Here is a 26328-nt window from a genome sequence, read left to right as displayed (position 1 = left end):
AATAAATTCATGCAAGTCAGTTCACCGGAAAATGATACCCCGGCGGACTGATTTTTGACGAATAATTAGACAGGTGATTATTTCAGCCAGTCGGCGACAGCCTCATAAGTGCCGCGAAAGAGGATACGATCGGCTTTTTTGCTCAGCTGATAGCGGTACATCGGGTCGTAATATTCTTCCAGCAGCGGACACAGCCACGAGAAGTGGGCTTCAGTATTACCGCTGCGCCACTGCTCCGTGAGTGCGCTGTCGAGCAGCGCGGTCAGCTCTGCTGCCCGCTGCGTGCCGAGCCGCCGCCGGATAGCGGACAACCCGTGATGCAGATACTCACTGTATGCCTCACGCCCCTTTTCTTCGCCGTATGCGGCGGTGAAATCATGAGTCATGCGGTCAAAATACTCTTCTTTCAGGCGTTCCAGACGGCGCTCAAACGGATCTTCCACCACCACCAGCGACGCCTGTGCCATTTGTGCCCGCAGTGGCTCCGGCAGGCCGTTGGCACCGATAGCACGGCCTTCATCCTCCAGCACCCAGCGGGCCCCGGCGTCTTCTTTTTTTATCATGGCGGCAGCGAGATGGTTTTCAAATGTCGCCTGGGCAAACTGCGCCTCCAGCGTGCGCCCGAAAGACGATCCGCGGTGATGCGCCAGTCCTTCCAAATCGATACCGTCCGCCTGTTCGCCCACCAGCGTGGTTTTACCGCTGCCGGTGCAGCCGCCGATCAGGATCACCGGACGTGCCACCAGCTCTTCAGTCACCTGAATCACCGCCTGACGCAGTGCTTTGTAACCACCGGTGATCAGCGGGTATTCCGTTCCCGCATCCCGCAGCCACTGCTGCACGATATGCGAACGCTGACCACCCCGGGCACAGCAGAGATAACCCTGCGGATAATCCGCACAGGCCGCCAGCCAGGCCGTCATCCGCTGCTCACGGCGTTCACCGCTGACCAGCTGATGCCCCAGTGCCAGTGCCTTTTCCGGGCCCTGCTGCTTATAACAGGTGCCGACAGCGGCCCGCTCCTCATCATTCATCAGCGGCAGATTGTGTGAGACCGGCATGGCTCCCTGGCTGAATTCAACCGGTGCGCGGACATCAATCAGCGGGGTATCAGAAGCAAGGAGTGTGCGGATAGTTCGGGAAGACGGGGTTAATTCCATAATAAATGTGTGATTTCAGTTCAGATGCCAATAAATTCAGCTGTCTGCAAAAGACAGTTCAGATTTTTTTATTGTACGCCTGCCGGGGACATTTGTCGCTGCGGATTTTCCCCCTCCTCATATTCACCGTACAGACAGTTCATCATGTGTTTACGCATATTCCGATTAATAATAGTGATAATCATTCAAAATACAAAAACACCATATATAGTGTGGTTGATATATTTAATATCTACATATAGTATTCAAAACACAGTTAACCCACGATATCTGCTCATAACGGGCAGTGATAACCACGGGAAACCACCATGACAGTGACTATCTACAGCAAACCCGATTGCGTGCAGTGCAATGCCACTTACCAGATGCTGACACGGAAAAACATTCCGTTCAGTGTCATTGATATCACTCAGGATGAGCAGGCGTATCAGCATGTCCGCACACTGGGATATCAGCAGGTGCCGGTGGTGATCGCCGGTCAGGATCACTGGGCCGGGTTCCGTCCCGACAAACTTGCCGCCCTCTGAACCGCACACACCGGAGGCACCATGACCACACAGGCACTGATTTATTTCTCCACCCGTTCAGAAACCTGTCACCGTTTCACGGAAAAACTGGGGATCCCGGCCACCCGCCTGCCGGAAGATGGTGACCTTACCGCCACACAACCCTTTGTGCTGCTGGTGCCGACCTACGGCGGCGGCCACCGCAGCGGCGCGGTGCCGCGTCCGGTGATCCGCTTCCTTAACCGGCCTGAGAACCGGGCTCTGCTGCGCGGTGTGATCGCCGCCGGAAATACCAACTTTGGCCGCGCTTATGCTATTGCCGGTGACATTATTGCCGCCAAATGTCAGGTGCCGTTTTTATACCGTTTTGAACTGCTCGGCACACAGGCGGATGTCGATAACGTCCGCCGCGGCTTACACCAATTCTGGCAGCAGCAGGCCGCTGAGACCGCCTGCTGAGTGCTGTTAACCTGATTCCGGAATAACACGATGACCACTGAATACACGGATTACCACGCCCTGAATGCCATGCTCAACCTGTATGATGCAGAGGGCCGGATCCAGTTTGATAAAGATGTGACGGCGGCACACCACTACTTCCGCCAGCATGTGAATCAGAACACCGTGTTTTTCCACAATCTGCGGGAAAAGCTCGATTTTCTGATTAATGAAAACTATTACGAAGCTGACGTTATCGCACAATATGATTTTGAATTTATTAAAAATCTGTTCCGGCAGGCGTACAGCAAAAAATTCCGCTTTGCGACCTTCCTCGGTGCCCTGAAATATTACACCGGTTATACCCTGAAAACCTTTGACGGCCAGCGCTATCTGGAGCGGTTTGAAGACCGTGTCTGTATGGTGGCACTGACACTGGCACAGGGAGATACCACACTGGCAGAGCATCTGCTGGAAGAAATCATCAGCGGACGTTTCCAGCCCGCCACCCCGACCTTCCTCAACTGCGGCAAAAAACAGCGCGGTGAGTTTGTCTCCTGCTTCCTGCTGCGTATTGAAGACAATATGGAATCCATCGGCCGCAGTGTGAACTCAGCGCTGCAACTCTCCAAACGCGGCGGCGGTGTGGCATTCCTGCTGACCAACCTGCGTGAATCCGGTGCGCCGATCAAACTGATTGAAAACCAGTCCAGCGGGGTAGTGCCGGTGATGAAGATGCTGGAAGATGCCTTTTCTTACGCCAATCAGCTGGGGGCACGCCAGGGTGCCGGGGCGGTATATCTGCATGCGCACCATCCGGATATCCTCACGTTTCTCGATACCAAGCGGGAAAACGCGGATGAAAAAATCCGTATCAAAACCTTGTCTCTTGGCGTGGTGATCCCGGATATCACCTTTGAACTGGCCAAAAATAACGAGCCGATGTACCTCTTCTCCCCGTACGATGTGGCGCGGATTTACGGCAAACCGATGTCAGAACTGAGCATCACAGAGCACTATGCGGACATGGTGAATAATAAAGCGATCCGCAAACGCAAAATCAATGCCCGTGAGTTTTTCCGTATCCTGGCGGAGATCCAGTTTGAATCCGGTTATCCCTACATTATGTTTGAGGATAATGTGAACCGGGCAAACCCGGTCGCCGGCTACATTAATATGAGCAATCTCTGCTCGGAGATCCTCCAGGTTAACAGTGCCAGCGAATACAACGACGATCTCAGTTACCGCCACACCGGGCGCGATATCAGCTGTAACCTCGGCTCGCTGAATATCGCGAAAATGATGGATTCCCCCGATTTCGCCCGCTCTGTTGAGATAGCTGTGCGCGGGCTGACTTCGGTGTCAGATATGAGTCAGATCCGCAGTGTGCCGTCCATCGATCACGGCAACCGGGGCTCTCATGCTATCGGGCTCGGGCAGATGAACCTGCACGGTTATCTGGCGCGGGAGCATATCCATTATGGTTCAGAAGAAGGTATTGATTTCACCAATATCTATTTCTTAACTATCGCCTATTATGCCCTGAAAGCCTCCAACCAGCTGGCGATTGAGCGGCAGCAGACATTCCGCAATTTTGAGCAGTCTGCCTATGCCAGCGGGGAATATTTCAGTAAATACATCACACAGAAATGGGAACCGGCGACAGAGAAAGTCCGCGCCCTGTTTGCTGATGCAGGCATTACTGTGCCGTCGCAGGCGGACTGGCAGCAGCTGAAAGAGAGTGTGATGGCGCACGGGCTGTACAACCAGAACTTACAGGCAGTCGCGCCAACCGGATCGATTTCCTATATCAATCACGCGACCTCCTCCATTCACCCGATTGTGGCCCGCATTGAGATCCGCAAAGAAGGCAAGCTCGGCCGTGTCTATTACCCGGCCGCCTTTATGACCAACGATAATCTTGAGTATTACCGGGATGCCTATGAAATCGGACCGGAAAAGATTATCGATACTTACGCCGCCGCCACGCAGCATGTTGATCAGGGCTTATCCCTCACCCTCTTTTTCAGTGATGAGGCATCCACCCGTGATATCAACCGCGCACAGATTTATGCCTGGCGCAAAGGGATAAAAACCCTCTATTACGTGCGTCTGCGCCAGTCCGCGCTGGAAGGCACCGAAGTGGCGGGCTGTGTTTCCTGCGCCGTATAAACCGTTTATTTCAGGATATTATCATGACCACATTAAGCCGCATTTCCGCGATTAACTGGAACCGGATTGAGGATGACAAAGACCTTGAGGTCTGGAACCGCCTGACCAGCAATTTTTGGCTGCCGGAAAAAGTGCCGCTCTCCAATGACATTCCGTCGTGGCAGACGCTGACCCCGGCAGAGAAACAGCTGACTATCCGCGTATTCACCGGGCTGACTCTGCTGGATACTATTCAGAACACCGTCGGCGCACCGGCGCTTATCCCGGATGCCCTGACGCCGCATGAAGAAGCGGTGCTCTCTAATATCAGCTTTATGGAGGCGGTACATGCCCGCTCTTACAGCTCGGTTTTCTCCACACTCTGCTCCACACAGGAAATTGATGACGCCTACCGCTGGAGTGAAGAGGAACCGACGCTGCAAAATAAAGCGGCGATTATCCTCAGCTATTACCGCGACCCGCACCCGCTGAAAAAGAAAGTCGCCAGTGTGTTTCTGGAATCCTTCTTATTCTATTCCGGATTTTATTTACCGATGTACTGGTCAAGCCGCGCCAAACTGACAAATACTGCCGATCTGATCCGGCTGATTATCCGGGATGAAGCAGTACACGGCTATTATATCGGTTATAAATTCCAGCGTTCATTACAGAATTATGACGAACAAACCCGCAAGGAAATAAAGGAATTTACGTTCAGTCTGTTATTTGATTTATACGAAAATGAAGTCAGTTATACACGGAAATTATATGACGGTGCCGGATGGTCTGAGGATGTGATTAAATTCCTGCATTACAACGCCAATAAGGCACTGATGAACTTAGGCTATGAAGCGCTGTTTCCGGAGAGTGTGACGGACGTCAGCCCGGCAATATTATCCGCGCTGTCACCGGATGCCAACGAGAATCACGATTTCTTTTCCGGTTCAGGTTCTTCTTATGTGATAGGTAAAGCGGTGAACACAGAAGATGAAGACTGGGATTTTTAAATCAATCATTTCCGTTTAAGTATCATGCTATAAATACCGGTTTTATTAATGCACTGATATTGCAGTATATTTGTATCAGTGCATTTTTCGCTCATAAAACAACCTGAATCATCTATTTTTTCGGGGGTATTTTCCGGATATCAGGATGTTTTTATCGAGTTGTTTTCAAACTTAACCTAAATATTCGTTATTACACCATTGATTACATATCATTATTAATAAATATATCTAATATGGCATGATTTTTTTTCCCTGTTTTCGCGGTGAATCTCACAACTTACTGACGCCGGGATTATCCGGCGAAATATCATCATATTCTCTTTTCAGTCATTCCGGATAAAAAGCGGTTAAAACAAGCGCCTGGTTAACTTTCCGGTGATCTCTCTTTCTTATTTTCCGCAAATTATTCATATATTAATGAAATGGGGTATTTACCGGATGCCGGTGATTTTACACCAAAAATATATCCGTTCTTTTTGATTAATTCTCATAAACAAGGGGTTGTCAGCATTATCTCGTATGCTAGGGTAAATAACGTTTTTTTTCAGGGAGAGGATCCACATTTACCCATTTCACATCCACGTTATTTTGAATGGATATACTGCATGGCAATAAAACTCGAAGTTAAAAATCTCTATAAAATATTCGGTGAGCACCCGAAACAGGCATTTGAATTATTAGAACAAGGCCTGGACAAAGAACATATCTTTGAAAAGACCGGTGCTACCGTCGGCGTACAGGACGCCAATCTGGCCATTGAAGAAGGCGAAATATTCGTCATCATGGGACTGAGCGGTTCAGGGAAATCCACCTTAGTTCGTCTTCTCAATCGCCTGATAGAACCGACCCGCGGCCAGGTACTGATCGACGGCGAAGATATCGCTGTGATTTCCGATCAGGCACTGCGCGAGGTACGGCGCAAAAAAATCAGCATGGTGTTTCAGTCCTTTGCGCTGATGCCACATATGTCGGTGATCGACAATACCGCATTCGGCCTGGAACTGGCCGGGATGAGCAAAGCGGAACGTCATGAACGCGCACTGGATGCACTGAAACAGGTCAACCTGGAGCAGTGGGCAAATTCCTATCCGGATGAGCTGTCCGGCGGGATGCGTCAGCGGATCGGGCTTGCCCGCGCGCTGGCGAATGACCCGGATATCCTGCTGATGGATGAGGCGTTCTCCGCCCTTGACCCGCTGATCCGCACCGAGATGCAGGATGAGCTGCTGAGTCTCCAGGGCGATAAACAGCGCACCATCGTCTTTATTTCCCATGACCTCGACGAGGCTATGCGTATCGGCGACCGTATCGCCATTATGCAGGGCGGCGTGGTGGTACAGGTCGGTACCCCGGATGAGATCCTCAATAATCCGGCGAATGATTATGTCCGTACCTTCTTCCGTGGTGTGGATATCAGTCATGTGTTCAGTGCCAAAGATATTGCCCGCCGCCGTGCGGATGCGCTGCTGCACGTGGCGCCTGGCTTCGGCCCGCGTTCGGCACTGAAAGTTCTCAATGATGATGACCGTGAATACGGTTACCTGATTGAACGCGGACAAAAATTTGCCGGTATTGTTTCTGTTGCCTCACTGGAGGCGGCACTGAAAGCGAAAAAACCTATCACAGACGCCATTCTGAGCGAGCCGCAGGCGGTCAGCGCCGATACGCCGCTCAATGAGCTGCTGACCGTTGTCGCGCAGTCACCGTGTGCTGTTCCGGTGGTCGGCAACAACAACCGCTATGCCGGGGTTATCTCAAAAGGGATGCTGCTGCAGGCTTTAGATAAGGAGACGCCGAATGAGCCGGAATAATCAACAGGATACAGAACTGGATCCGTGGGCGGCGACATCAGAGCCGGATCCTTCATCATCACAGACCGTCCCGGACGCCGCAGACAGCAGTGATCCGTGGGGAAGTGCCGCCGATACCGGCGGTGCGGATGCCGACCCGTGGGGCGGCGCAGCCGACAGCGGCAGTGACTGGCTGGATGCCGCACCGGCGGATACCGGCCCTGCTTTTGACTGGGCTAACCCGTTTGACCACTCGCTGATCCCGTTTGACAGCTGGGTGACCGATGCCATCAACTGGATTGTGCTGCACTTCCGTCCGGTCTTTCAGGGCATCCGTGTACCAATTGATTTTGTGCTCACGACCTTTGAACAGGGACTGACCGCCATTCCGGCGCCGATCGCCATTCTTATCTTTGCCCTGCTCGCCTGGCAGATGAGCGGCAAAGGACTGGGGCTTGCCACGGTGGTATCACTGACCTTTATCGGTGCCATCGGGGCATGGAATGAAGCAATGGTGACTCTGTCACTGGTTCTGACCGCCCTGATGTTCTGTATTATCATCGGGTTACCGACCGGTATTGCCCTGGCACGGCATGAACGCGCCGCGAAATTTATCCGTCCGCTGCTTGATGCCATGCAGACAACACCGGCCTTCGTCTATCTGGTGCCGATTGTCATGCTGTTCGGTATCGGTAACGTGCCGGGCGTGGTGGTGACCATTATCTTCGCCCTGCCGCCGGTGATCCGCCTGACAATCCTCGGGATCCGTCAGGTGCCCGCCGACCTGGTCGAAGCCGCAGAATCCTTTGGTGCCAATCCGCGTCAGATGCTGTTTAAAGTACAGCTGCCGCTGGCAATGCCGACCATCATGGCCGGGATCAACCAGACGCTGATGCTGGCACTGTCCATGGTGGTGATCGCTTCCATGATCGCCGTCGGCGGCCTGGGACAGATGGTATTGCGCGGTATCGGTCGTCTGGATATGGGGCTGGCATCTGTCGGCGGTGCGGGGATTGTCATTCTCGCCATTATTCTTGACCGCCTGACACAATCACTCGGGAAAGATTCCCGCAGCAAAGCCGGCCGCCGCTGGTATCACACCGGCCCTGCCGGGCTTATCACCCGTCCGTTCCGCCGCGCGCCGTAACACACGGCAGGGAGCCTCCGCTCCCGCTCATTATCACCCTGCCGCTGTTATCGCGGCGGCAGGCACAACAAGAGGGAAAACGATGCGTAAGACAGCAATCGCAGCAATCGCCTTATCGGCACTCATTGGTACTCAGGCTTTCGCGGACACCGCACAGCCGGGCAAAGGGGTCAAAGTGCTGCCTGTGCAAAGCACCATTACTGAAGAAACCTTTCAGACCCTTATCGTCAACAAAGCACTGGAAGAACTCGGCTATGACGTGCAGCCGATTCAGGAAGTGGATTACAACGTGGCCTATGCATCAATCGCCAACGGTGATGCCACCTTTATGGCAGTAAGCTGGGTGCCGCTGCACAACGCCCAGTACAAGGCTGCCGGAGGTGACGACAAATTCTACCGCAAAGGGGATTATGTCGTGAACGCCGCTCAGGGGTATCTGATTGATAAGAAAACCGCTGAGAAATACCACATCACCAATATTGAACAGCTGAAAGACCCGAAAATCGCCAAACTGTTTGACAGCAACGGCAACGGTAAAGCGGATCTGACCGGCTGTAACCCGGGCTGGGGCTGTGAGGCCGCGATCAACAACCATCTGAACGCCTATAAGCTGACAGACACGGTTGAGCACAACCAGGGGAACTATGCCGCAATGATGGCAGACACCATCACCCGTTACAAAGAAGGCAAACCGGTGCTTTACTATACCTGGACACCGTACTGGATCAGTGATGTGCTGAAACCGGGACGTGATGTGGTCTGGCTGGAAGTACCGTTCTCCTCCATGCCGGACGGCGAGAAAATTGACACCAAACTGCCGAACGGCAAAAACTACGGCTTCCCGCCGAGCACCATGCATATCGCTGCCAACAAAGCCTGGGCTGAACAAAACCCGGCTGCCGCTGAGCTGTTTGCTGTCATGAAACTGCCGGTCTCGGCTATCAACGCCCAGAACCTGCGCATGCATAACGGCGAAAACTCACAGGCAGATATTGAGCGCCACGCCAATGCCTGGATTAAAGCTAATCAGGCGAAATTCGACGGCTGGATTGAACAGGCGCGCAAAGCCGCTGATAAATAACCGGATCTGAAAAATCCTCCCGGCGGCCATCACCGTATGGCCGCTTTTTTCCCCTCAACGAAACGTGACAAACCTCACAAAACCGATACCCTTTCCGGTCTGCTTTCTATATAGTAACGCTCCGTAGTACCCGTAATCATTTCATACTCAATCAATCTTATAATAATCATGAAAAAGAAGACCATTGATGCGGTTCTGACACCTCAGCTTATCTGCCTGATGGCAATAGCAACCGGGTTGTTAGTCGCCAGTAACTATTATGCGCAGCCTTTACTCGAGACGATTGCCGTGCAATTCGGCGTCACCGCCGGTATGGCCGGATTTATCGTCACCACCGCACAGCTCAGTTATGCTGCCGGTCTGATGTTTCTGGTGCCGCTCGGGGATAAATTCGAGCGCCGCAACCTGATTGTCACCATGACACTGCTGTCCGCTATCGGGCTGGTCATCTCCGCCCTGTCACAGACGCTCTGGCAGTTACTGCTGGGTACCGCACTGGCCGGCATGTTTTCCGTGGTGGCGCAGATTCTTATCCCGCTGGCGGCGACTATCGCCAAACCGCAGCATCGCGGCAAGGCCGTCGGGATCATTATGAGCGGCCTGCTGCTCGGCATCCTGCTGGCACGGACCGTCGCCGGGGTGCTGGCAGAATTCGGCGGCTGGCGGACGGTCTACTGGGCAGCTTCCGGACTGCTGGTTCTGCTGGCACTGATCCTCTATCTGCGCCTGCCGCAATATAAGCAGGTGTCTGAACTGAAATACGGCCAGTTGCTGGCCTCCATTGTGGTGCTGTTTGTGCGCACCCCGGTTCTGCGTGTCCGCGCCGCACTCGGTGCCATTGTGTTTGCCGCGTTCGGCCTGCTCTGGACCTCAATGGCCTTTTTGCTGGCATCGGCTCCGTTTAATTACTCTGAGAGCACTATCGGACTGTTCGGCCTCGCCGGTGCTGCCGGTGCGCTGATGGCGGGTCCTGCCGGGCGTTTTGCTGATAAAGGCAAAGGCCGCCTGACCACCAGCGCCGGTCTGCTGCTCCTGCTGCTCTCATGGATCCCGCTGGCACTGAGCGGCTATTCTGTCGCCGCCTTTGTCGCCGGGGTGGTGGTTCTGGATCTGGCGGTGCAGGCAGTGCATGTCACCAATCAAAGTACCCTCTACCGGATGATGCCGGAGGCACGCAGCCGCCTGACAGCCGGTTATATGACCTGCTATTTCTGCGGTGGCGCATTCGGCTCACTGCTGTCCGGTTATGCCTACAGTCACTACGGCTGGGATGGCGTCTGCTGCAGCGGCGCAGCGGTCAGTGCCCTCGGGCTGGTGATCTGGCTTTCCGGGAAGAAGTATGATGTACCGCTGTCTGATGACGCACCAGCCCGTCAGCAGACATCACACACCTGATTCCTCCGGAAAAAGCACCCCGGGGTGTTTTTTCCACTCAAAAATCGAACAAATATCGCATAATAATCTACCACTTGTAGATTATCCCTTCATAAAAAGTTACAAATAACACTGTTAATCAAAGAAAATAATTTTTGACCACGTAAAATAGATACCACAGCGATAATCACTGCCATAACGGCAATGCCGATCATTTGATATTCTTCATTATCATGGTTCACTAATAAAAATTGACGTAATTTATGAAGCGAAAATTACGCATAATCAGAGTCAGCCACCCGGTAATGAAAATGTAAGTCATTTGCTAAATAATAAGTGATATTTGTGACTAACATTCATAAAATTTATGAATCAGTTGGCATTATCAAAAGAAATGTAGTGATATTAACCTGCTATAATTGTTAAATTAATCTTTTGACCGGCCATTTCGCGGGTCATAGCCGGGTTAACATACCAACAGAAACTAATAAGGTATCTCAATAATGGAAAGTTCATTTACACCGACAGAAGAGTTGCTTAACAGCCGGATCTCACAACAAAAGAGTCTGGGTGCGGATCTGCCGTATCAGGAAATTTTGCTGACCCGGCTTTCAATGCACGTTCAGAGTAAATTATTAGAAAAACGTAACAATATGCTGAAATCTCAGGGCATCAACGAAACATTGTTCATGGCACTGATGATTCTGGATACTAAAGAATCGCACAGCATTCAGCCTTCGGAACTCAGTGCCGCGCTCGGCTCTTCCCGCACCAATGCTACCCGTATTGCGGATGAACTCGAGAAAAACGGCTGGATTGAGCGCAAAGAGAGCCACAATGACCGCCGCTGTCTGCATCTGCACCTGACAGAAAAAGGCGCTGATTTTCTGCATGACCTTCTGCCGCCTCAGCATGATTCATTGCGTCATATCTGGTCAGCACTGGACAATGATGAACAGAAAAATCTGGAGAAACTGATGCGTAAACTGCTTATTCAGCTCGATAAGGGCGACAACTAAATAACCTTTTATTGTTTAAGGTTAATGAATAAGAGCTTTTCTCAATAAGCAGGTGTAAAAAAACCTTTTCTGTTGGCCCGGATCCTTTATCCTTCACAGGCTGACATTTCTGCCATCAATTGATGCGCTGACCATCCCGGCTTGCGGTTGTCGTTTATCACAGCAACGACAATAGCAAGCCTGTCTTTGTTGCGGTTATGTCATGCAACACCTTAAAAAAAGAACAATTTAAAAAAAGAATAATATCCGGAGATAACTGATGAGTGTCAGTGAGGAAACCCGGGCTGCCCAGCCCCCTGTCCGTAACAAAAAACGACAACGCCGTAATGCGCTGATGTTACTGACGTTACTGTTTGTATTACTGGGTGCGGCTTACACCGTCTACTGGTTTATGGTACTCCGCCACCATGAATCAACCGATAATGCCTATGTCACCGGTAACCAGGTGATTGTGATGTCACAGGTATCCGGCAGTGTAACGACGGTCAGTGTGGATAATACTGATTATGTGACCGCCGGAACGCTGCTGGTTCAGCTGGATAAACGGGATGCCGGTCTGGCGCTGGAAAAAGCACAGGTCGCGCTGGCAAACAGTGTCCGTCAGACACATCAGCAGATGATCAACAGCCGTCAGTTGCTGGCCGGTATCGACGTCCGCCGTTCAGAACTGACCCGCCTGCAGAATGACCTGCGCCGCCGTGAAGTGCTGGGCGCACAGAATGTGATCGGTAAAGAAGAACTTCAGCATGCCCGCGAAGCCGTGGTGAGCGCCAAAGCGCAGCTGGATGTCGCCACCGAGCAGTTTAATGCCAATAAAGCCGTGATCCTGGATACCCCGCTGAGCGAACAGCCGGCAGTGAAACAGGCCGCCACCGAAGTGCGCAACGCCTGGCTGGCCCTGGCGCGGACCGATATCCGCAGCCCGGTGGACGGTTATGTCTCCCGGCGCAGTGTACAGGTCGGTGCGCAAATTACCCCTGCCACGCCGCTGATGGCCGTGGTTCCCGCCACCGGCATGTGGATTGACGCCAACTTTAAAGAAACTCAGCTCAGCGCCATGCGTATCGGACAGCCAGCCAAAGTGATCACTGATTTCTACGGCGACAACGTGGTCTTCACCGGTACCGTTACCGGGCTGGATATGGGCACCGGCAGCGCCTTCTCCCTGCTGCCTGCGCAGAATGCCAGCGGTAACTGGATTAAGGTCGTACAGCGCCTGCCGGTGCGTATCGCACTGGATCCGGCACAACTGGAACAATACCCGCTGCGTATCGGCCTTTCCGGTGATGTCACGGTGGACACGCAGAATACTGACGGCCCGGTGCTGTCGAAAAGCGTACGCACCGATCCGGCCTATCATACCAGTGCCCTGAGCATTGATATGCAACCGGCGGATCAGATGATCGCTGAGATTATCAGCCGCAATGCCGGTCAGTAAGGGGTCAGAGTTATGCAGGCGCCACTGACCGGAGCAAGACTGGCCTGGATGACGATCGCCCTGTCACTGGCGACTTTCATGCAGGTGCTTGACTCCACTATCGCCAACGTGGCGATCCCGACAATCGCCGGTAACCTGGGTTCCTCTAACTCTCAGGGAACCTGGGTGATTACCTCATTCGGGGTGGCGAATGCCATCTCCATCCCGATCACCGGCTGGCTGGCCAAACGGGTCGGCGAAGTCCGTCTGTTTATGTGGTCAACAGCGCTGTTTGCCATCTCCTCCTGGTTATGCGGTATTTCCAACAGCCTCGGCATGCTGATTTTCTTCCGCGTGATCCAGGGTCTGGTGGCCGGACCGCTGATCCCGTTGTCACAGAGTCTGCTGCTCAATAACTATCCGCCGGCGAAACGTACCATGGCACTGGCACTCTGGTCAGTCACTATTGTTATCGCCCCGATCTGCGGGCCGATCCTCGGCGGTTATATCAGTGACAACTATCACTGGGGCTGGATTTTCTTTATCAACGTGCCGTTCGGGATTGTGATCATGATGCTGACCGCAAAAACCCTCGAAGGCCGGGAAACCAAAACGGAAATCCGCCCGATTGATACTGTCGGGCTGATCCTGCTGATCGTGGGGGTCGGCTGTTTACAGATCATGCTCGACCAGGGCAAGGAGCTGGACTGGTTTAACTCGACGGAGATTATTGTTCTGACGGTAGTTGCGGTGATTGCTCTCGCTTTCCTGATCGTCTGGGAACTGACGGACGACCACCCCGTGGTGGATTTATCCCTGTTTAAAAGCCGCAACTTTACGATAGGCTGTCTCAGTCTCAGTCTGGCCTATATGCTCTATTTCGGCACCATTGTTCTGCTGCCGCAGCTGTTACAGGGGGTATTCGGCTACACCGCCACCTGGGCGGGACTGGCTTCCGCACCGGTCGGTATTCTGCCGCTGCTGATCACCCCGCTTATCGGTAAATATGCCCATAAGGTGGATTACCGGATCATTGTGACATTCAGCTTTATTATGTATACCGTCTGTTTCTACTGGCGGGCCTATACGTTTGAACCGGGCATGGACTTTGCCGCTGCGGCCTGGCCGCAGTTTGTGCAGGGGCTGGCGATCGCCTGTTTCTTTATGCCGCTGACCACCATTACGCTTTCCGGACTGCCGCCGGAGAAAATGGCATCGGCATCCAGCCTGTCAAACTTTACGCGGACACTGGCCGGGGCTATCGGAACATCGATCACCACCACGCTGTGGACACAGCGGGAGTCCATGCATCACGCCAATTTTGCTGAACATATCAACCCGTTCAGCCCGGATACACAGCAGATGTACCATACGCTGGGTGAAATGGGGATGTCACAGCAGCAATCATCGGCCTATATCGCCAAAGTGATCACCGACCAGGGACTGATTATCTCTGCGAACGAGATTTTCTGGCTCTCTGCCGGTGTCTTCCTGGTACTGATGTTGCTGGTCTGGTTTGCCAAACCCCCGTTTACTGCCGGTGGCGGCGGCGGTGGAGCACATTAAGTTAAAGCATAAAGGCACTGCGGTGCCTTTATTTTTATTGGTATAATTAATATAAAAAACAAAATACATTCATAAGAAAATTAATTAAACAATAATAAAACATAACTTTATTAACAGAATAATCACTTGCTATTAAAATCATTAAATTGCTATTCTTATTTCACCGCAGGAAAATACACTTTCCGGTTGCGGCATTAATATCACGGATGATTATTAATATAATATTCACAAAGGAGTGTGACCATGATTTAGCATCATTAATACGGTTTGCCATAATTTTTATTTTTAATGCACATTTTTGCACCATGCTCCGGCATGGTTTTTTTTATAATATTACTATCTGATATTAATAGCAGCCATCCCCGCACAGCCGTTATGATTGGCACGCTGACAGACAGGTGAACAAACTGCAGGATATCCATGAGCGCATTGTTAGATAAATTCATAAATCTCTGTAATATTCCCAAGTGGGATATTCACAACTATCTCCCGGGTAATCAGAATAAACAGCATGATACGATTCTGACGGATTATCATCTGACAAAAATTTCTGAGCATTATTATTTTCGTCATAATATAACCAGAGATATTTATTTATGCCTGCGTGGTGATGTCTATTTCTATATTCTGGCTGAATATCTCGATCAGGTGAACTGTGTATTACCCTTATCACCGACAAGTAATCTTCAGCATCATATTTCAGAAAAAACATTCATGAACATCATTAATAATAAAGGTGATGTACTGATGGCCGGAAAACTGTCCGTGGATGACGGACGGATTACATGCTGGCGACCTTTTGACAGCTTTACCGGCGATCCCGGCAGATATCAGCGGGCTCTGGACTCAGACGCTATCAAAAACCTGCTGACACTCCACCTCATCAATTAAAAAACCCGGCAAAAGCCGGGTTTTATCAACGATAATCAATGGATATCAGCTGACTTTATTCTGCTGCCACCAGCGTGCCAGGATAATCCCGGTTGCGACGGACACGTTCAGGCTTTCGACATTACCGGTACCGCCGACCGACAGACGCATATCCCCGCCTTCCCAGACCGCGTCACTCAGACCGTCACTCTCTTCACCCAGAACCAGTACCATTTTTGCCGGCAGCGTGGCTTTCGCCAGATCGGTGCTGCCTTTATGGCTGGAGGTGGTAACGATGGCGTACCCTTTTTTGCGGAATAAATCCAGCGTATCCGTCAGGCCATCGGCATCAATCCCGACCAGATGCTCAGCACCGCCTTCCGCTGTGCGGACAGCCGCACCCGATTCCAGCACAGAGGCATCCTGAAGGATCACACCGTTGACACCGAAGTGAGCGCAGCTGCGCATAATACCGCCGAGATTATGCGGATTACCGACGTTTTCCAGCGCCAGCACGCAATCCTGCTCACCGGCGGTTTCCAGATAGGTTTCCGCACTCACACCGCCGCGTTTTTTAATCAGAAAACAGACACCGCCGTGGTGTTCGGTACCGGATGCTTTCGCCAGCTCTTCCTCATCCACCACATGATAAGCTTTGCGGTTTGCCGCCAGCCATTTCAGGGCATCACGGAAACGCGGTGTCACTGACTGGACAAACCAGGCGCGCACAATACGCTCCGGACGGCTGCGGAACATAGCCTGACAGGCATTTTCCCCGTAAATACGGGTTTCTTCCTGACGCTGACGGCGCAGCTGCGCCGGGTCGATCTGGCTTTTACCGCTGATACCGCCGTGATCCGGGATCAGCCCTTCTCCGTCTTCTGACGGCTGGCGGGACACCGTTTTCCACGGTGAACGATCGTCACCGGAATAGCTCCCCTGACCTCTGCGTTCACCGCGATCACTGCGGTCACTGCGTTCTCCGCGATTGCTGCGCTCATTGCGATCCCCGCGCGGGCCGCGGCTGTTGCGATCGCTGCGATCTGCTCCCCGGCCGCCGCGTCTGTCTGATTTTTTCTGATCGTCCTGTTTGTCCTCACTGCGGACATACATGACTTTCACTTTGCCGTTTTTACCATTTAAAGAGTCGTTCATGTGTTTCTCCCACGCCATTTCCGGGGGCGAAGATTACCCGATATCGTCCGGACCTGCCGGTTATGATCACCGGCCGCCCCCGCCGGAGGCACTGAACTCAGGCGCCCCCGCGAAAAATCATGCTATTGTGCAGCGTTAACAGTACAATGCATACTGTTTTTTGTGAAACCAGCCGATAAAAATGAAGACCAATTCTGTTTACCAGTTACGCCAGCGGCGTCTGGCGCAATCCACCCGCGTTTTCCGTGCCCGGGGATGCCGTGTAGTCCGTTGTCATTACTGCTTATTGCCCGAAAAAAACTGTTTGTGTGACACCATACAGACCCGGGATGCGCGCAGTCAGTTCTGCCTGCTGATGTATGATACCGAACCGCTCAAACCCAGCAATACCGGAAAGCTTATCGCCGATATCCTGCCGGATACTCAGGCCTTTCTGTGGTCGCGCACCGAACCGGACGAAGCCCTGCTCACGCTCCTGAAAGATGATTCCCGCCAGCCGTACCTGATTTTTCCGCAGGCGTATGCCACACCACCGCGTCAGGTGTTCAGTGATGTGCCGGAAAATACAAAGCCGCCGCTGTTTATTCTGCTCGACGGCACCTGGCCGGAAGCGCGCAAAATGTTCCGTAAAAGCCCGTATCTCGATAATATCCCGCTGCTCTCCATCAACGATCTGGCGCAGAAAGATTATCTGCTGCGGGTTGCGGCACGGGAAGATCAGCACTGTACCGCCGAAGTGGCCGCTGCGGCACTGATGATGGCGGGTGATACCGCTGCCGGAAAACAGCTTCTGGATCACTTCACCTGCTTCCGCCGTCAGTATTTGAAGGGTAAGTCACATCTTCCGGTGGCACAAATCAGAGCAGAGGAGCTGCTTTTAGGCTAAATTAAAGCACACGGGAATCCGGTCTGAGGAGAACACCATGAGTCAGCGCGGCCTTGAAGCATTACTCCGGCCTCAATCCATTGCGGTTATCGGTGCATCCGAAAAGCCCAACCGGGCGGGTTCCCGGATGATGAGCAATCTGCTCAGCGGCGGTTTTGCCGGGCCGGTTCTGCCGGTCACGCCGTCACGCCGCTCAGTGCAGGGGGTACTGGCGTATCCGTCTGTCGCCGATCTGCCCCTGGTGCCGGATCTGGCCATTATCTGCACCCACCCCAAACGCAATATTGCCCTGCTGAATGAACTCGGTGAACTCGGCTGCCGCGCGGTGATTATTCTCTCCGCCCCGGCATCACAGACGACTGAGCTGAAACAGACCTGTCAGCACTATAATATCCGCCTGCTCGGCCCGAACAGCCTGGGGTTACTTGCCCCCTGGCAGGGGCTGAATGCCAGTTTTTCCCCGGTACCGGTACTCAAAGGCAAACTGGCGTTTATTTCCCAGTCCGCCGCCGTTTCCAACACCATTCTGGACTGGGCGCAACAGCGGGAAACCGGTTTTTCCTACTTTATCGCACTCGGCAGCAGCGCGGATATTGATATCGACGATATGCTGGATTTCCTGGCCCGCGACAGCAAAACCAGTGCCATTCTGCTCTACCTTGAGCATATTCATGATGCACGGCGTTTTATGTCCGCCGCCCGCAGTGCCTCGCGCAATAAACCGATCCTGGTGGTCAAAAGCGGTCGCACTCAGCGTACGCAATTGCTGGTCGGTGAAACGCCGAGCCTGGATATCGCCTATGATGCGGCAATCCAGCGCGCCGGTCTGCTGCGGGTACAGGATACCCACGAAATGTTTTCCGCCGTGGAAACCCTGACCTTTATGAAGCCGCTGCGGGGTGAACGTCTCGCCATTATGAGCAACGGCGCGGCACCGGCGGCAATGGCACTGGATGAACTGTTTCGCCGCCGGGGGAAAATTGCCGGTCTCAGCGACGACAGCAGCGCCGCACTCGCGGCGGTACTACCGGATGATTTTGTGATCAATAATCCGCTGGATCTGCGCGATGATGCCACGGTGGACCGCTATATCGCCACCCTGAATATTTTACTCGACAGCCACGATCATGATGCCCTGCTGATCCTGCATTCCCCCAGTGCCATTGCACCGGGCAAAGAAACTGCCGCCCGGATTATTGCCGCGATTGCGCAGCATCCGCGCAGCCGCTGGCTGACGATTTTCACCAACTGGAGCGGCGAATACTCTTCTCAGGAAGCCCGCCGCCTGTTCGGCGAGGCGGGGATCCCCACTTACCGCACACCGGAAGGTGCTGTGACCGCCTTTATGCATATGGTGGAATTCCGCCGCAACCAGAAACAACTGGCAGAAACCCCCGCACTGTCCGAAGGACTGACCGCCAACCGGCAGCAGGCACATCATTGCATCGACAGCGCCCTGCGCCGTCAGCATACCGTGCTGGATACTTATGAAGTCGAGCCGGTGCTGGAGGCTTACGGGCTGAATATTCTGCCGACCTGGATTGCCCATTCTGCGGATGATGCCGTCACCATTGCCGAAACACTGGGTTACCCGGTGGCACTGAAACTGCGCTCACCGGATATCGCCCATAAATCGGATGTGCAGGGCGTGATGCTTTATCTGCGGGATAAACAGGAAGTTGCCACGTCGGCAGCGGCGATTATTGATCGTGTGACACAAAATTTCCCCGATGCACAGATAGACGGGCTGATTGTCCAGTCGATGGCGAACCGCGCCGGGGCACAGGAACTGCGGATTGCCGTGACCCAGGATGCGGTTTTCGGCCCGGTGATTATGCTGGGGGATGCCAGCCGTCCGTGGGATGATGAATCCCCTGCCGCCGTTGCCCTGCCGCCGCTCAATATGGCACTTGCCCGTTATCTGGTCATTCACGCCATTAAAAATAACAAACTGGCGGCCGGCAGTGCCCTGAATCCGCTGGATATTGCGGGTCTGAGCCGGGTGCTGGTACAGGTGTCCAACCTGATTATTGACTGCCCGCAGGTGGTGACACTCGATTTGCACCCGCTGCTCGCCTCCGGCACGGAATTCACGGTTCTGGATGCCACCATGACGTTGGCACCGGCAGCCGGTGACGGTCGTCAGCGTCTGGCCATCCGCCCGTATCCGGCTGAACTGGAAGAGAATTTTCAGTTAAAAGACGGCGCGGTTGTGCATGTCCGCCCTATCCTGCCGGAAGACGAACCCCTCCTGAAAGCCTTTATCGACCGCGTGACCAAAGAAGATCTTTATTACCGCTATTTCAGTGAGATCAGTGAATTTACCCATGACGACCTGGCAAAAATGACCCAGATTGATTATGACCGTGAAATGGCCTTTGTGGCGGTGGACAGCGGCGGTCAGATTATCGGGGTTGCCCGTGCGATGTCGGATCCGGATAACCGCGAAGCGGAGTTTGCGGTGCTGGTGCGATCAGATATGAAAGGCAATACCCTGGGTTATCAGCTGATGTGCAAACTGCTCACCTACACCAAATCACGCGGTATCCTCCTGCTGACCGCCATCACCATGCCGGAGAACCGCAATATGATCCGACTGGCGAAAAAGCTCGGGTTTACTGTCGAAACGCAGTTTGAGGACGGTATCGTCAACCTGACACTTCACCTGAATTCTGAAATTTCCGCAGTGCAATAGTCAAAAACGGACAACGTGATATATGGCACAGACTTAACCGTCACTTAAGCAGAAAGTGAATTGCTGCGCACAATCAGACAAACTGGTGATATAATCCGTTGATCTGTTCATCTTTTCATTACCGGCCCGGTACCTGTTTATTCCGTCACCGCCGCCTATAACTAAAGAGATAATTCGCACTGTGATGTTGTCAAAATTCAAATCCGCGAAACACCAACAGCACCTTGCACAACTGCCGAAGTTAGCCCAGTCTGCGGATGATGTTGAAACGCTGTTCCATACCCGCGACTTTAAAGGTCGTCTGCTGGCAGAAATCGCCGGTGCAAAGAAAACCATTTATATTTCTGCGTTATATATTGAGCATGATGATGCAGGCCGGGATTTCCTTGACGCGCTGTATGCTGCCAAAAAAGCCAATCCGGAACTGGATATCAAAGTCTTTGTTGACTGGCACCGCGCACAGCGCGGGCGTATCGGTGCAGAAGCGAATGCCACCAATGCCGACTGGTATCATTCCGTCGCGGCATCTCACCCTGACCTGCTGATCCCTGTCTCCGGTGTGCCGGTAAATACCCGCGAAGCGCTGGGTGTTCTGCATCTGAAAGGTTTTATTATTGACGATACCGTTATTTACAGCGGTGCCAGCATCAATAATGTCTATCTGTATCAGCATGATAAATACCGCTATGACCGTTACCACTTCCTGCGCAATCCGGAACTGGCGGCGGCAATGAAACTGTTTATTGATGAAACGCTGCTGCCGGAACCGGCGGTACAGAAACTCGATACCGAAACCCGGGTGAAAACACCGGAGATCAAAAACCTGATCCGCGATTTCCGCCTGAAACTGCGCCATGCCGCATACCACTTCACCCCGCAGGCACTGCCTGATGATCAGCTGGCTGTTACGCCGCTGATTGGTCTCGGGAAAAAGAATATGCTCAATAACACCATTGAGCACCTGATGTGTTCCGCACAGGAAAAAGTGGTGATCTGCACACCGTATTTCAATCTGCCGTCAACGCTGGTACGTATTATCAGCCGCCTGCTGCGGGACGGAAAAAAAGTTGAAATTATTATTGGTGATAAAACCGCCAATGATTTCTATATTCCGCCGGAAGAGCCGTTCAAAATCATCGGCGGACTGCCTTATCTGTATGAAATCAATCTGCGCCGCTTTATGCAGCGTCTGCAGCGGTTCTCTGACAATGAGCAACTCACCATCCGTCTGTGGAAGGATGACGACAACACCTATCACCTGAAAGGAATGTGGGTGGATAATCAGTGGCAGCTGATCACCGGTAATAACCTGAATCCGCGTGCCTGGGGGCTGGATCTGGAAAATGCGATCCTTATCCGTGACCCGAAACAGGAGCTGCATGCACAGCGTCAGGAAGAGCTGGCAACTATCCGCACCAATACCACGATTATCCGCAGCTACACTGAACTGGATAATATCCGCGACTATCCGGTCAAGATCAAAAAACTGCTGCGCCGTCTGCGCCGTGTCCGTCTTGATCGCCTGATAAGCCGGATCCTCTGATATAAACGTCCCGGCACCCGCCGGGATTTTTTATCTGTTTCCCGGAGAACCTTTATGCCCGCTACATTATGTCCCCGTCTGACAGTTTCTTTCTGCCTGCTGCTGAGTTCAGGCTGTTCGATGCACCTTGCCAATGACAGCTGGACCGGACGCGATAAAGCCCAGCATTTTGCCTTTTCAGCCGCAACCGCGATTGCAGCTAATGCTTACGGCGATCACCAGAACTGGCAGCACCGGCACAGTGTACAATTCGGTATCGGTTTTTCTGTTGCGCTGGGGGCGGCAAAGGAATTTTATGACAGCCGCCCGGGCGGTACCGGCTGGAGTGTGAAAGATTTTGTCTGGGATATCGCGGGTGCCGTTGCCGGTTACAGTCTGTACCAATCGGTGAAATAAAAATCCAGTGACCGGACAGTGTTAATTTTGTGAACAACATCACATACAAAAATAATTTGTTACATTTAACTGTCCGGCGATAATATTTTTACCGGAAATTTAAACTATGAATAACCTTTCGATTAAAATATCGTCGTTACTCTTTATGCTTTTCTTAAATAACAAAACTTAAAATTAATATTACTTAAAATACATTGCCATGAAAATATTATTTTCATTGTCACTTTGATAATAAAAACACCCAGGAATCAAGATAAGTAAAAATGAAAATAATATGTCTAAGTGCAAATACCCACACATAAAATAAAAAAATAACACATTCATGCCATTAGATACCCGCAATAGGAATCCCCTTATTTCCGGCGTAGTAAATACACTATAATTGCCTGATAATAATAGATATTAGGATTTTATCCCTTTTACCTTTATTCCGAATACAGGCCATTATTATGAAATTTAAACTTTCACAAATTACCGTATTGGTAGTTAGTGCGCTTTCCGCGTCAGCCGCAATTTCTGCAACTGTTAATGAAACTGTTAATATCAACAATAACACTCCCGGTCCGGTTATCACCGGACATAACAATTCCAACGATACCATTAAATATACGGGTACCGTCAGTAACAGCCCGAACACAACCACATTTGTTGGCCGGGAATCAGCAACAGAAAGCAGCGTATATTACACCAATGTAACAGATGGCAGCGGTAATGTTATCGGTACCAGAGCCAACTATGACTACAAATATTATTATTCTCCGGTTGAAGTGGATGGGCTGACTATTACCGATTCCAGCGTCCGCATCAATGGTAAGGCAGATAATTTAACCGTTAATGGTGATTCCGTAGTGACTATCACCGGCAATGATGCCTATGACCAATACCAGGGCGCCAATTATCAAAATCCATCTGATGCAAGCTCACAATATACACCCGCCCGTCACGGTTTCACTAACAACCGCCAAGATGAGGTTATTATCAGCACCGGGAACGGTACATATAATGATAATTCCAAACAGTATCTGGACGGACAGCATATTGGTGATGTAAAAACTAATAACAGCAATGGTTCAAGCTTAACCATTAAAGGTACTGTTGTTAACGATCCCCGTTTAGGTGCCGATAATGGTGAATATCTGGTTGCCACCGGTGATACCTTCAACGGTAAAGCCGAACAGCATGTCGGTGAACGCTCACTGTCACAAGGTGCAACGTTTAACGGCCAGAGCTCGCAGCACCTCAAAGGTAAAGACGGCCAAAAAGCCATATCCCTTGATGCAACCTTTACCGGCACAGCCGGTGTAAAACATACCGGTCAGACTGTCGGCAGTAATGGCCTGGCAATCGACTCCACCTTTGATTACGCGGATCAGGATATCTCTTCCGGCGGTGTTGCCAAAAATAATACACTCCGTAACAGCGATCAATTTGTCAAAGGTGAAGCGATTAATACCAGCATCACCAACGGTAATCAGGTTATCAGCGGCAAAGCCACCACAAACAGCATCGATAACACCACCGGAACACATGGCCTTCAGTTAATCAGCGGCGAAGCCACTGACAACACACTGAAAAATGCCGATCAGGTTATTGAAAAAACCGGCGTTGCCGTTAAAAACGTTATCGATAATACCGGTGCTGAGCACGGTGTCCAGGTTGTGCGCGGTAAAGCGGAAGATAACACCCTGAGCAACACTGATCAGCACGTTGAAAAAGAGGGTATCGCCTCCGTTAAAAACGATATTACTGACGGCAGCCAGTATGTTGATGGTTATGCAGAAAATAATACCATCACTAACAAAGCCGCTAACCGTGGTAAGCAGGTTATCAACGGCACCGCCAATAATAACAAACTGACCGAAACCGATCAGTTTGTCGGCAAAAACGGCACTGCCGGTATTAAAAACGACATTACCAACGGCAGTCAGTATGTGGATGGTTTTGCCGAAAACAATACTATCACCAATAGTGCCGATAAACGTGGTGAGCAGGTTATCAGCGGCACCGCCGACAATAACACACTGATTAATACCAATCAGATTGTTAAGAAAGACGGCATGGCCGGGGTTAAAAATGACATCACCGATGGTGATCAGTATGTTGACGGTACCGCTGTTAACAACACCATTAATAATACCGATGCCAAAAAACCGGGAGTGCAGATTGTCAGCGGCACAGCAACCACCAACGAGCTGAACAACGTTAACCAGGTGATTAAAAAAGGCGGTCTGGCCACCGATAACACTCTGACCGGTAATTCTCACTTAACCGTTGAAAATGGCGGTGAAGCAAAAAATAACACCCTCAATGGCGATATCGATATGATCGTTGAGGCTAATGGTAAAGCGACCGGCAAAACCACCTTTAACGGTAAAAACCATCTGGATCTGTATGCTGCCACCACCAATGGTGCGTATGTGGAAGATCTTGCTCTTAGCCAGACCAAAGGCAAAAGCACGGTCACTGTTTATGAAGGTACTCAGGAGCACGATGCCGTCACTATCGGTACTTTAAACGGCAAAGCAGCGGTGAATTTTGACCACCGGACCAACCCGGCCGGTCATACTCAGATGAATATCAATAACCTGGGTAACAATGATCCGGCTCAGTATGATAACACCACGTTAGATTTCACCATGAACAGCAATATCCTCAATGGTAATTCTGACTTTATCAACACTGAAAATGCGTATGGCCAGCACTATGTCACCATCATTGAGCGGGACACCGGTAAAGAAGCAGTTCTGAACCGCCCTCAGTCTGCTGATTTCGCGTATGTGCAAAACGTGAACGGTGACAGCAATGCGGTATTTGGTATGAAGGATGCGGACGGCAAAATTCTCGATCTGATGGATGCCGGTACCTACATCCATAATATTCAGACCCGTACCGGTGCCGGCAATGACACCACCTGGTCATTCACCGCGACCGATCGCCTGACACCAAGTGCCCGTGCGGTACTCGCACTGTCCAGTGCGCCGCAGCTGATGTACAACAACGAAGTGGATCACCTGCGTGCCCGTCTGCAGATGCTGCGTACCAGTGACAGTATTGAAAACGGCCTCTGGATGCAGGGCATCGGCAGCAATACCAAAGTGGATAAAGATCAGATCCAGTACAAACTCAAGCACGCCGGTCTGGAACTGGGGGCGGATTATCAGTTAGCGTTAAACAGTGACAGCAAGCTGGTTATGGGCGGATTCACCGGATTTGATAAAGGTGACGTCAAAAACAGCTGGTCCGGCACCAGTGATATCGACAGCTATACCTTCGGTGCCTATGCCACGTATCTTAACACTAATGGCTGGTATGCCGATGCATTACTGAAATATAACCACTTTAATAATAAACTGAAGACAACATCCACCAACGGCTATGATGTCAGCAGTGACAAATACTCCACCTCCGTCTGGGGGATGGCACTGGAAACCGGTTATACTTTTACCTTCAGTAATCAGATCTTTATCACTCCGTATGGTCAGTTAGCGTATAACCAGATGGGCAGCAAAAACATCACACTGAGCAATGAAATGGAAGCTGAAATCAAAAATCAGCGTTCATTCACCAGCGAACTGGGTGTCAATGCCGGTAAAGACTTCAGCTTTAATAATGGCCTGGTGTTCTCCCCGTATGTGAAAGCGGCGTGGAATCACCAGTACGAAGACGGTAACGAAGTTGAGTTCAACCGTTATAACACGATTAACCTGGATTTATCCGGCAGTACCGGTAAATTCGGTGCCGGTTTCAATGCCCGCTATAACAACGTGAATATGTTCATGGAATTACAGCACATTGCCGGTGATGCGGTTTATTCACCAATCAACGGACAGATTGGTATCCGCTATAACTTCTGATACCTCATCCGTTCCCGGAAAAGCTGCCTGACGGCAGCTTGAGATTGCTGACAAAGCAGGATAAAACGTGGTTTTTCCTGCTTTGTGTTATCAGCCGAAAATCAATAAATTGATTTTCCTGGTTTATTTTTACAACCTCTGTCGGTCGCCGCCAACCCCTGCGGGTTTGTCAACGGCCTGAAGCTGCCTGACGGCAGCTTTTTTTGCCGCGTTCAGTGTATATTTATTATACAAAAAAATTACAGACGAAATTACATGACGTTCAGCACAGGT

The 26328-nt window shown here is 51.5% G+C and carries 19 protein-coding genes; 17 read left to right on the top strand and 2 right to left on the bottom strand.

What is annotated here, in order from left to right; translation table 11 throughout:
* Positions 1-77: 77 nt before the first annotated feature.
* The gene (mnmH, locus tag ACF8OF_RS05550; RefSeq protein WP_392495971.1) at positions 78-1160 is read right to left on the bottom strand and encodes a tRNA 2-selenouridine(34) synthase MnmH; all 1083 of its coding nucleotides are present in this window, start codon (positions 1158-1160) and stop codon (positions 78-80) included.
* 308 nt (positions 1161-1468) lie between these two features.
* On the opposite strand from mnmH, the gene nrdH reads away from it, so the two are divergent.
* From nrdH to ACF8OF_RS05490, 12 genes are all read left to right on the top strand, one after another.
* Entirely contained in the window at positions 1469-1687 is a 219-nt protein-coding gene (nrdH, locus tag ACF8OF_RS05545; RefSeq protein WP_024474189.1) for a glutaredoxin-like protein NrdH, read from the top strand.
* A gap of 21 nt (positions 1688-1708) precedes the next feature.
* Entirely contained in the window at positions 1709-2125 is a 417-nt protein-coding gene (gene nrdI / locus ACF8OF_RS05540; protein ID WP_392495969.1) for a class Ib ribonucleoside-diphosphate reductase assembly flavoprotein NrdI, read from the top strand.
* 30 nt (positions 2126-2155) lie between these two features.
* A complete protein-coding gene (nrdE, locus tag ACF8OF_RS05535; protein ID WP_392495968.1) occupies positions 2156-4276 on the top strand; it encodes a class 1b ribonucleoside-diphosphate reductase subunit alpha in 2121 nt (706 codons plus the stop codon).
* Positions 4277-4299: 23 nt separating this feature from the next.
* Positions 4300-5262, top strand: a complete 963-nt coding sequence (gene nrdF / locus ACF8OF_RS05530) for a class 1b ribonucleoside-diphosphate reductase subunit beta (RefSeq protein WP_392495967.1) — start codon at positions 4300-4302, stop codon at positions 5260-5262.
* Positions 5263-5867: 605 nt separating this feature from the next.
* Positions 5868-7073, top strand: coding sequence for a glycine betaine/L-proline ABC transporter ATP-binding protein ProV (gene proV, locus ACF8OF_RS05525; protein WP_024474192.1), 1206 nt, complete (start codon positions 5868-5870; stop codon positions 7071-7073).
* Positions 7060-8199 (top strand): glycine betaine/L-proline ABC transporter permease ProW, encoded by a 1140-nt coding sequence (gene proW / locus ACF8OF_RS05520; RefSeq protein WP_108655205.1) that lies wholly within the window; start codon positions 7060-7062, stop codon positions 8197-8199. Before proV ends, proW begins: the two co-directional genes overlap by 14 nt.
* Positions 8200-8281: 82 nt before the next feature.
* Positions 8282-9280 (top strand): glycine betaine/L-proline ABC transporter substrate-binding protein ProX, encoded by a 999-nt coding sequence (proX, locus tag ACF8OF_RS05515; protein WP_262859983.1) that lies wholly within the window; start codon positions 8282-8284, stop codon positions 9278-9280.
* Between the two features lie 168 nt (positions 9281-9448).
* Entirely contained in the window at positions 9449-10675 is a 1227-nt protein-coding gene (locus ACF8OF_RS05510; RefSeq protein WP_392495964.1) for an MFS transporter, read from the top strand.
* A 482-nt stretch (positions 10676-11157) separates the two neighbouring features.
* Positions 11158-11673 carry a transcriptional repressor MprA gene (gene mprA / locus ACF8OF_RS05505; protein ID WP_262859985.1) on the top strand — a complete coding sequence of 172 codons (516 nt, stop codon included), beginning with the start codon at positions 11158-11160 and terminating at the stop codon, positions 11671-11673.
* 259 nt (positions 11674-11932) lie between these two features.
* Complete coding sequence (gene emrA, locus ACF8OF_RS05500) at positions 11933-13111, top strand: multidrug efflux MFS transporter periplasmic adaptor subunit EmrA (protein WP_262864456.1); 1179 nt, start codon at positions 11933-11935, stop codon at positions 13109-13111.
* Between the two features lie 12 nt (positions 13112-13123).
* Positions 13124-14656 (top strand): multidrug efflux MFS transporter permease subunit EmrB, encoded by a 1533-nt coding sequence (emrB, locus tag ACF8OF_RS05495; RefSeq protein ID WP_392495963.1) that lies wholly within the window; start codon positions 13124-13126, stop codon positions 14654-14656.
* A gap of 420 nt (positions 14657-15076) precedes the next feature.
* Positions 15077-15547: a hypothetical protein gene (locus tag ACF8OF_RS05490; RefSeq protein ID WP_279797558.1), complete on the top strand. Its 471-nt coding sequence runs from the start codon at positions 15077-15079 to the stop codon at positions 15545-15547.
* 45 nt (positions 15548-15592) lie between these two features.
* Here the strand turns inward: ACF8OF_RS05490 and ACF8OF_RS05485 are convergent, their stop codons facing one another.
* Positions 15593-16681, bottom strand: coding sequence for a tRNA/rRNA methyltransferase (locus ACF8OF_RS05485; protein WP_274370933.1), 1089 nt, complete (start codon positions 16679-16681; stop codon positions 15593-15595).
* Positions 16682-16862: 181 nt separating this feature from the next.
* Here ACF8OF_RS05485 and ACF8OF_RS05480 point away from each other — a divergent pair, with 181 nt between their 5' ends.
* From ACF8OF_RS05480 to ACF8OF_RS05460, 5 genes are all read left to right on the top strand, one after another.
* The gene (locus tag ACF8OF_RS05480; RefSeq protein ID WP_279797554.1) at positions 16863-17567 is read left to right on the top strand and encodes a DTW domain-containing protein; all 705 of its coding nucleotides are present in this window, start codon (positions 16863-16865) and stop codon (positions 17565-17567) included.
* 37 nt (positions 17568-17604) lie between these two features.
* On the top strand, positions 17605-20262 hold the full coding sequence (locus ACF8OF_RS05475; protein ID WP_392495962.1) for a bifunctional acetate--CoA ligase family protein/GNAT family N-acetyltransferase: 2658 nt from the start codon (positions 17605-17607) through the stop codon (positions 20260-20262).
* A 184-nt stretch (positions 20263-20446) separates the two neighbouring features.
* The gene (pssA, locus tag ACF8OF_RS05470) at positions 20447-21805 is read left to right on the top strand and encodes a CDP-diacylglycerol--serine O-phosphatidyltransferase (protein WP_262860015.1); all 1359 of its coding nucleotides are present in this window, start codon (positions 20447-20449) and stop codon (positions 21803-21805) included.
* Between the two features lie 54 nt (positions 21806-21859).
* A complete protein-coding gene (locus ACF8OF_RS05465; protein ID WP_262882126.1) occupies positions 21860-22201 on the top strand; it encodes a YfiM family lipoprotein in 342 nt (113 codons plus the stop codon).
* 449 nt (positions 22202-22650) lie between these two features.
* A complete protein-coding gene (locus ACF8OF_RS05460) occupies positions 22651-26055 on the top strand; it encodes an autotransporter outer membrane beta-barrel domain-containing protein (protein WP_392495961.1) in 3405 nt (1134 codons plus the stop codon).
* Positions 26056-26328: the final 273 nt, after the last annotated feature.

The sequence above is a fragment of the Morganella sp. TYF_1 genome (assembly GCF_043105645.1).
Taxonomy (GTDB): domain Bacteria; phylum Pseudomonadota; class Gammaproteobacteria; order Enterobacterales; family Enterobacteriaceae; genus Morganella; species Morganella morganii_B.
Note: the sequence above shows the minus strand (reverse complement) of the source record. Positions and strands in the feature narration are given on the sequence as shown.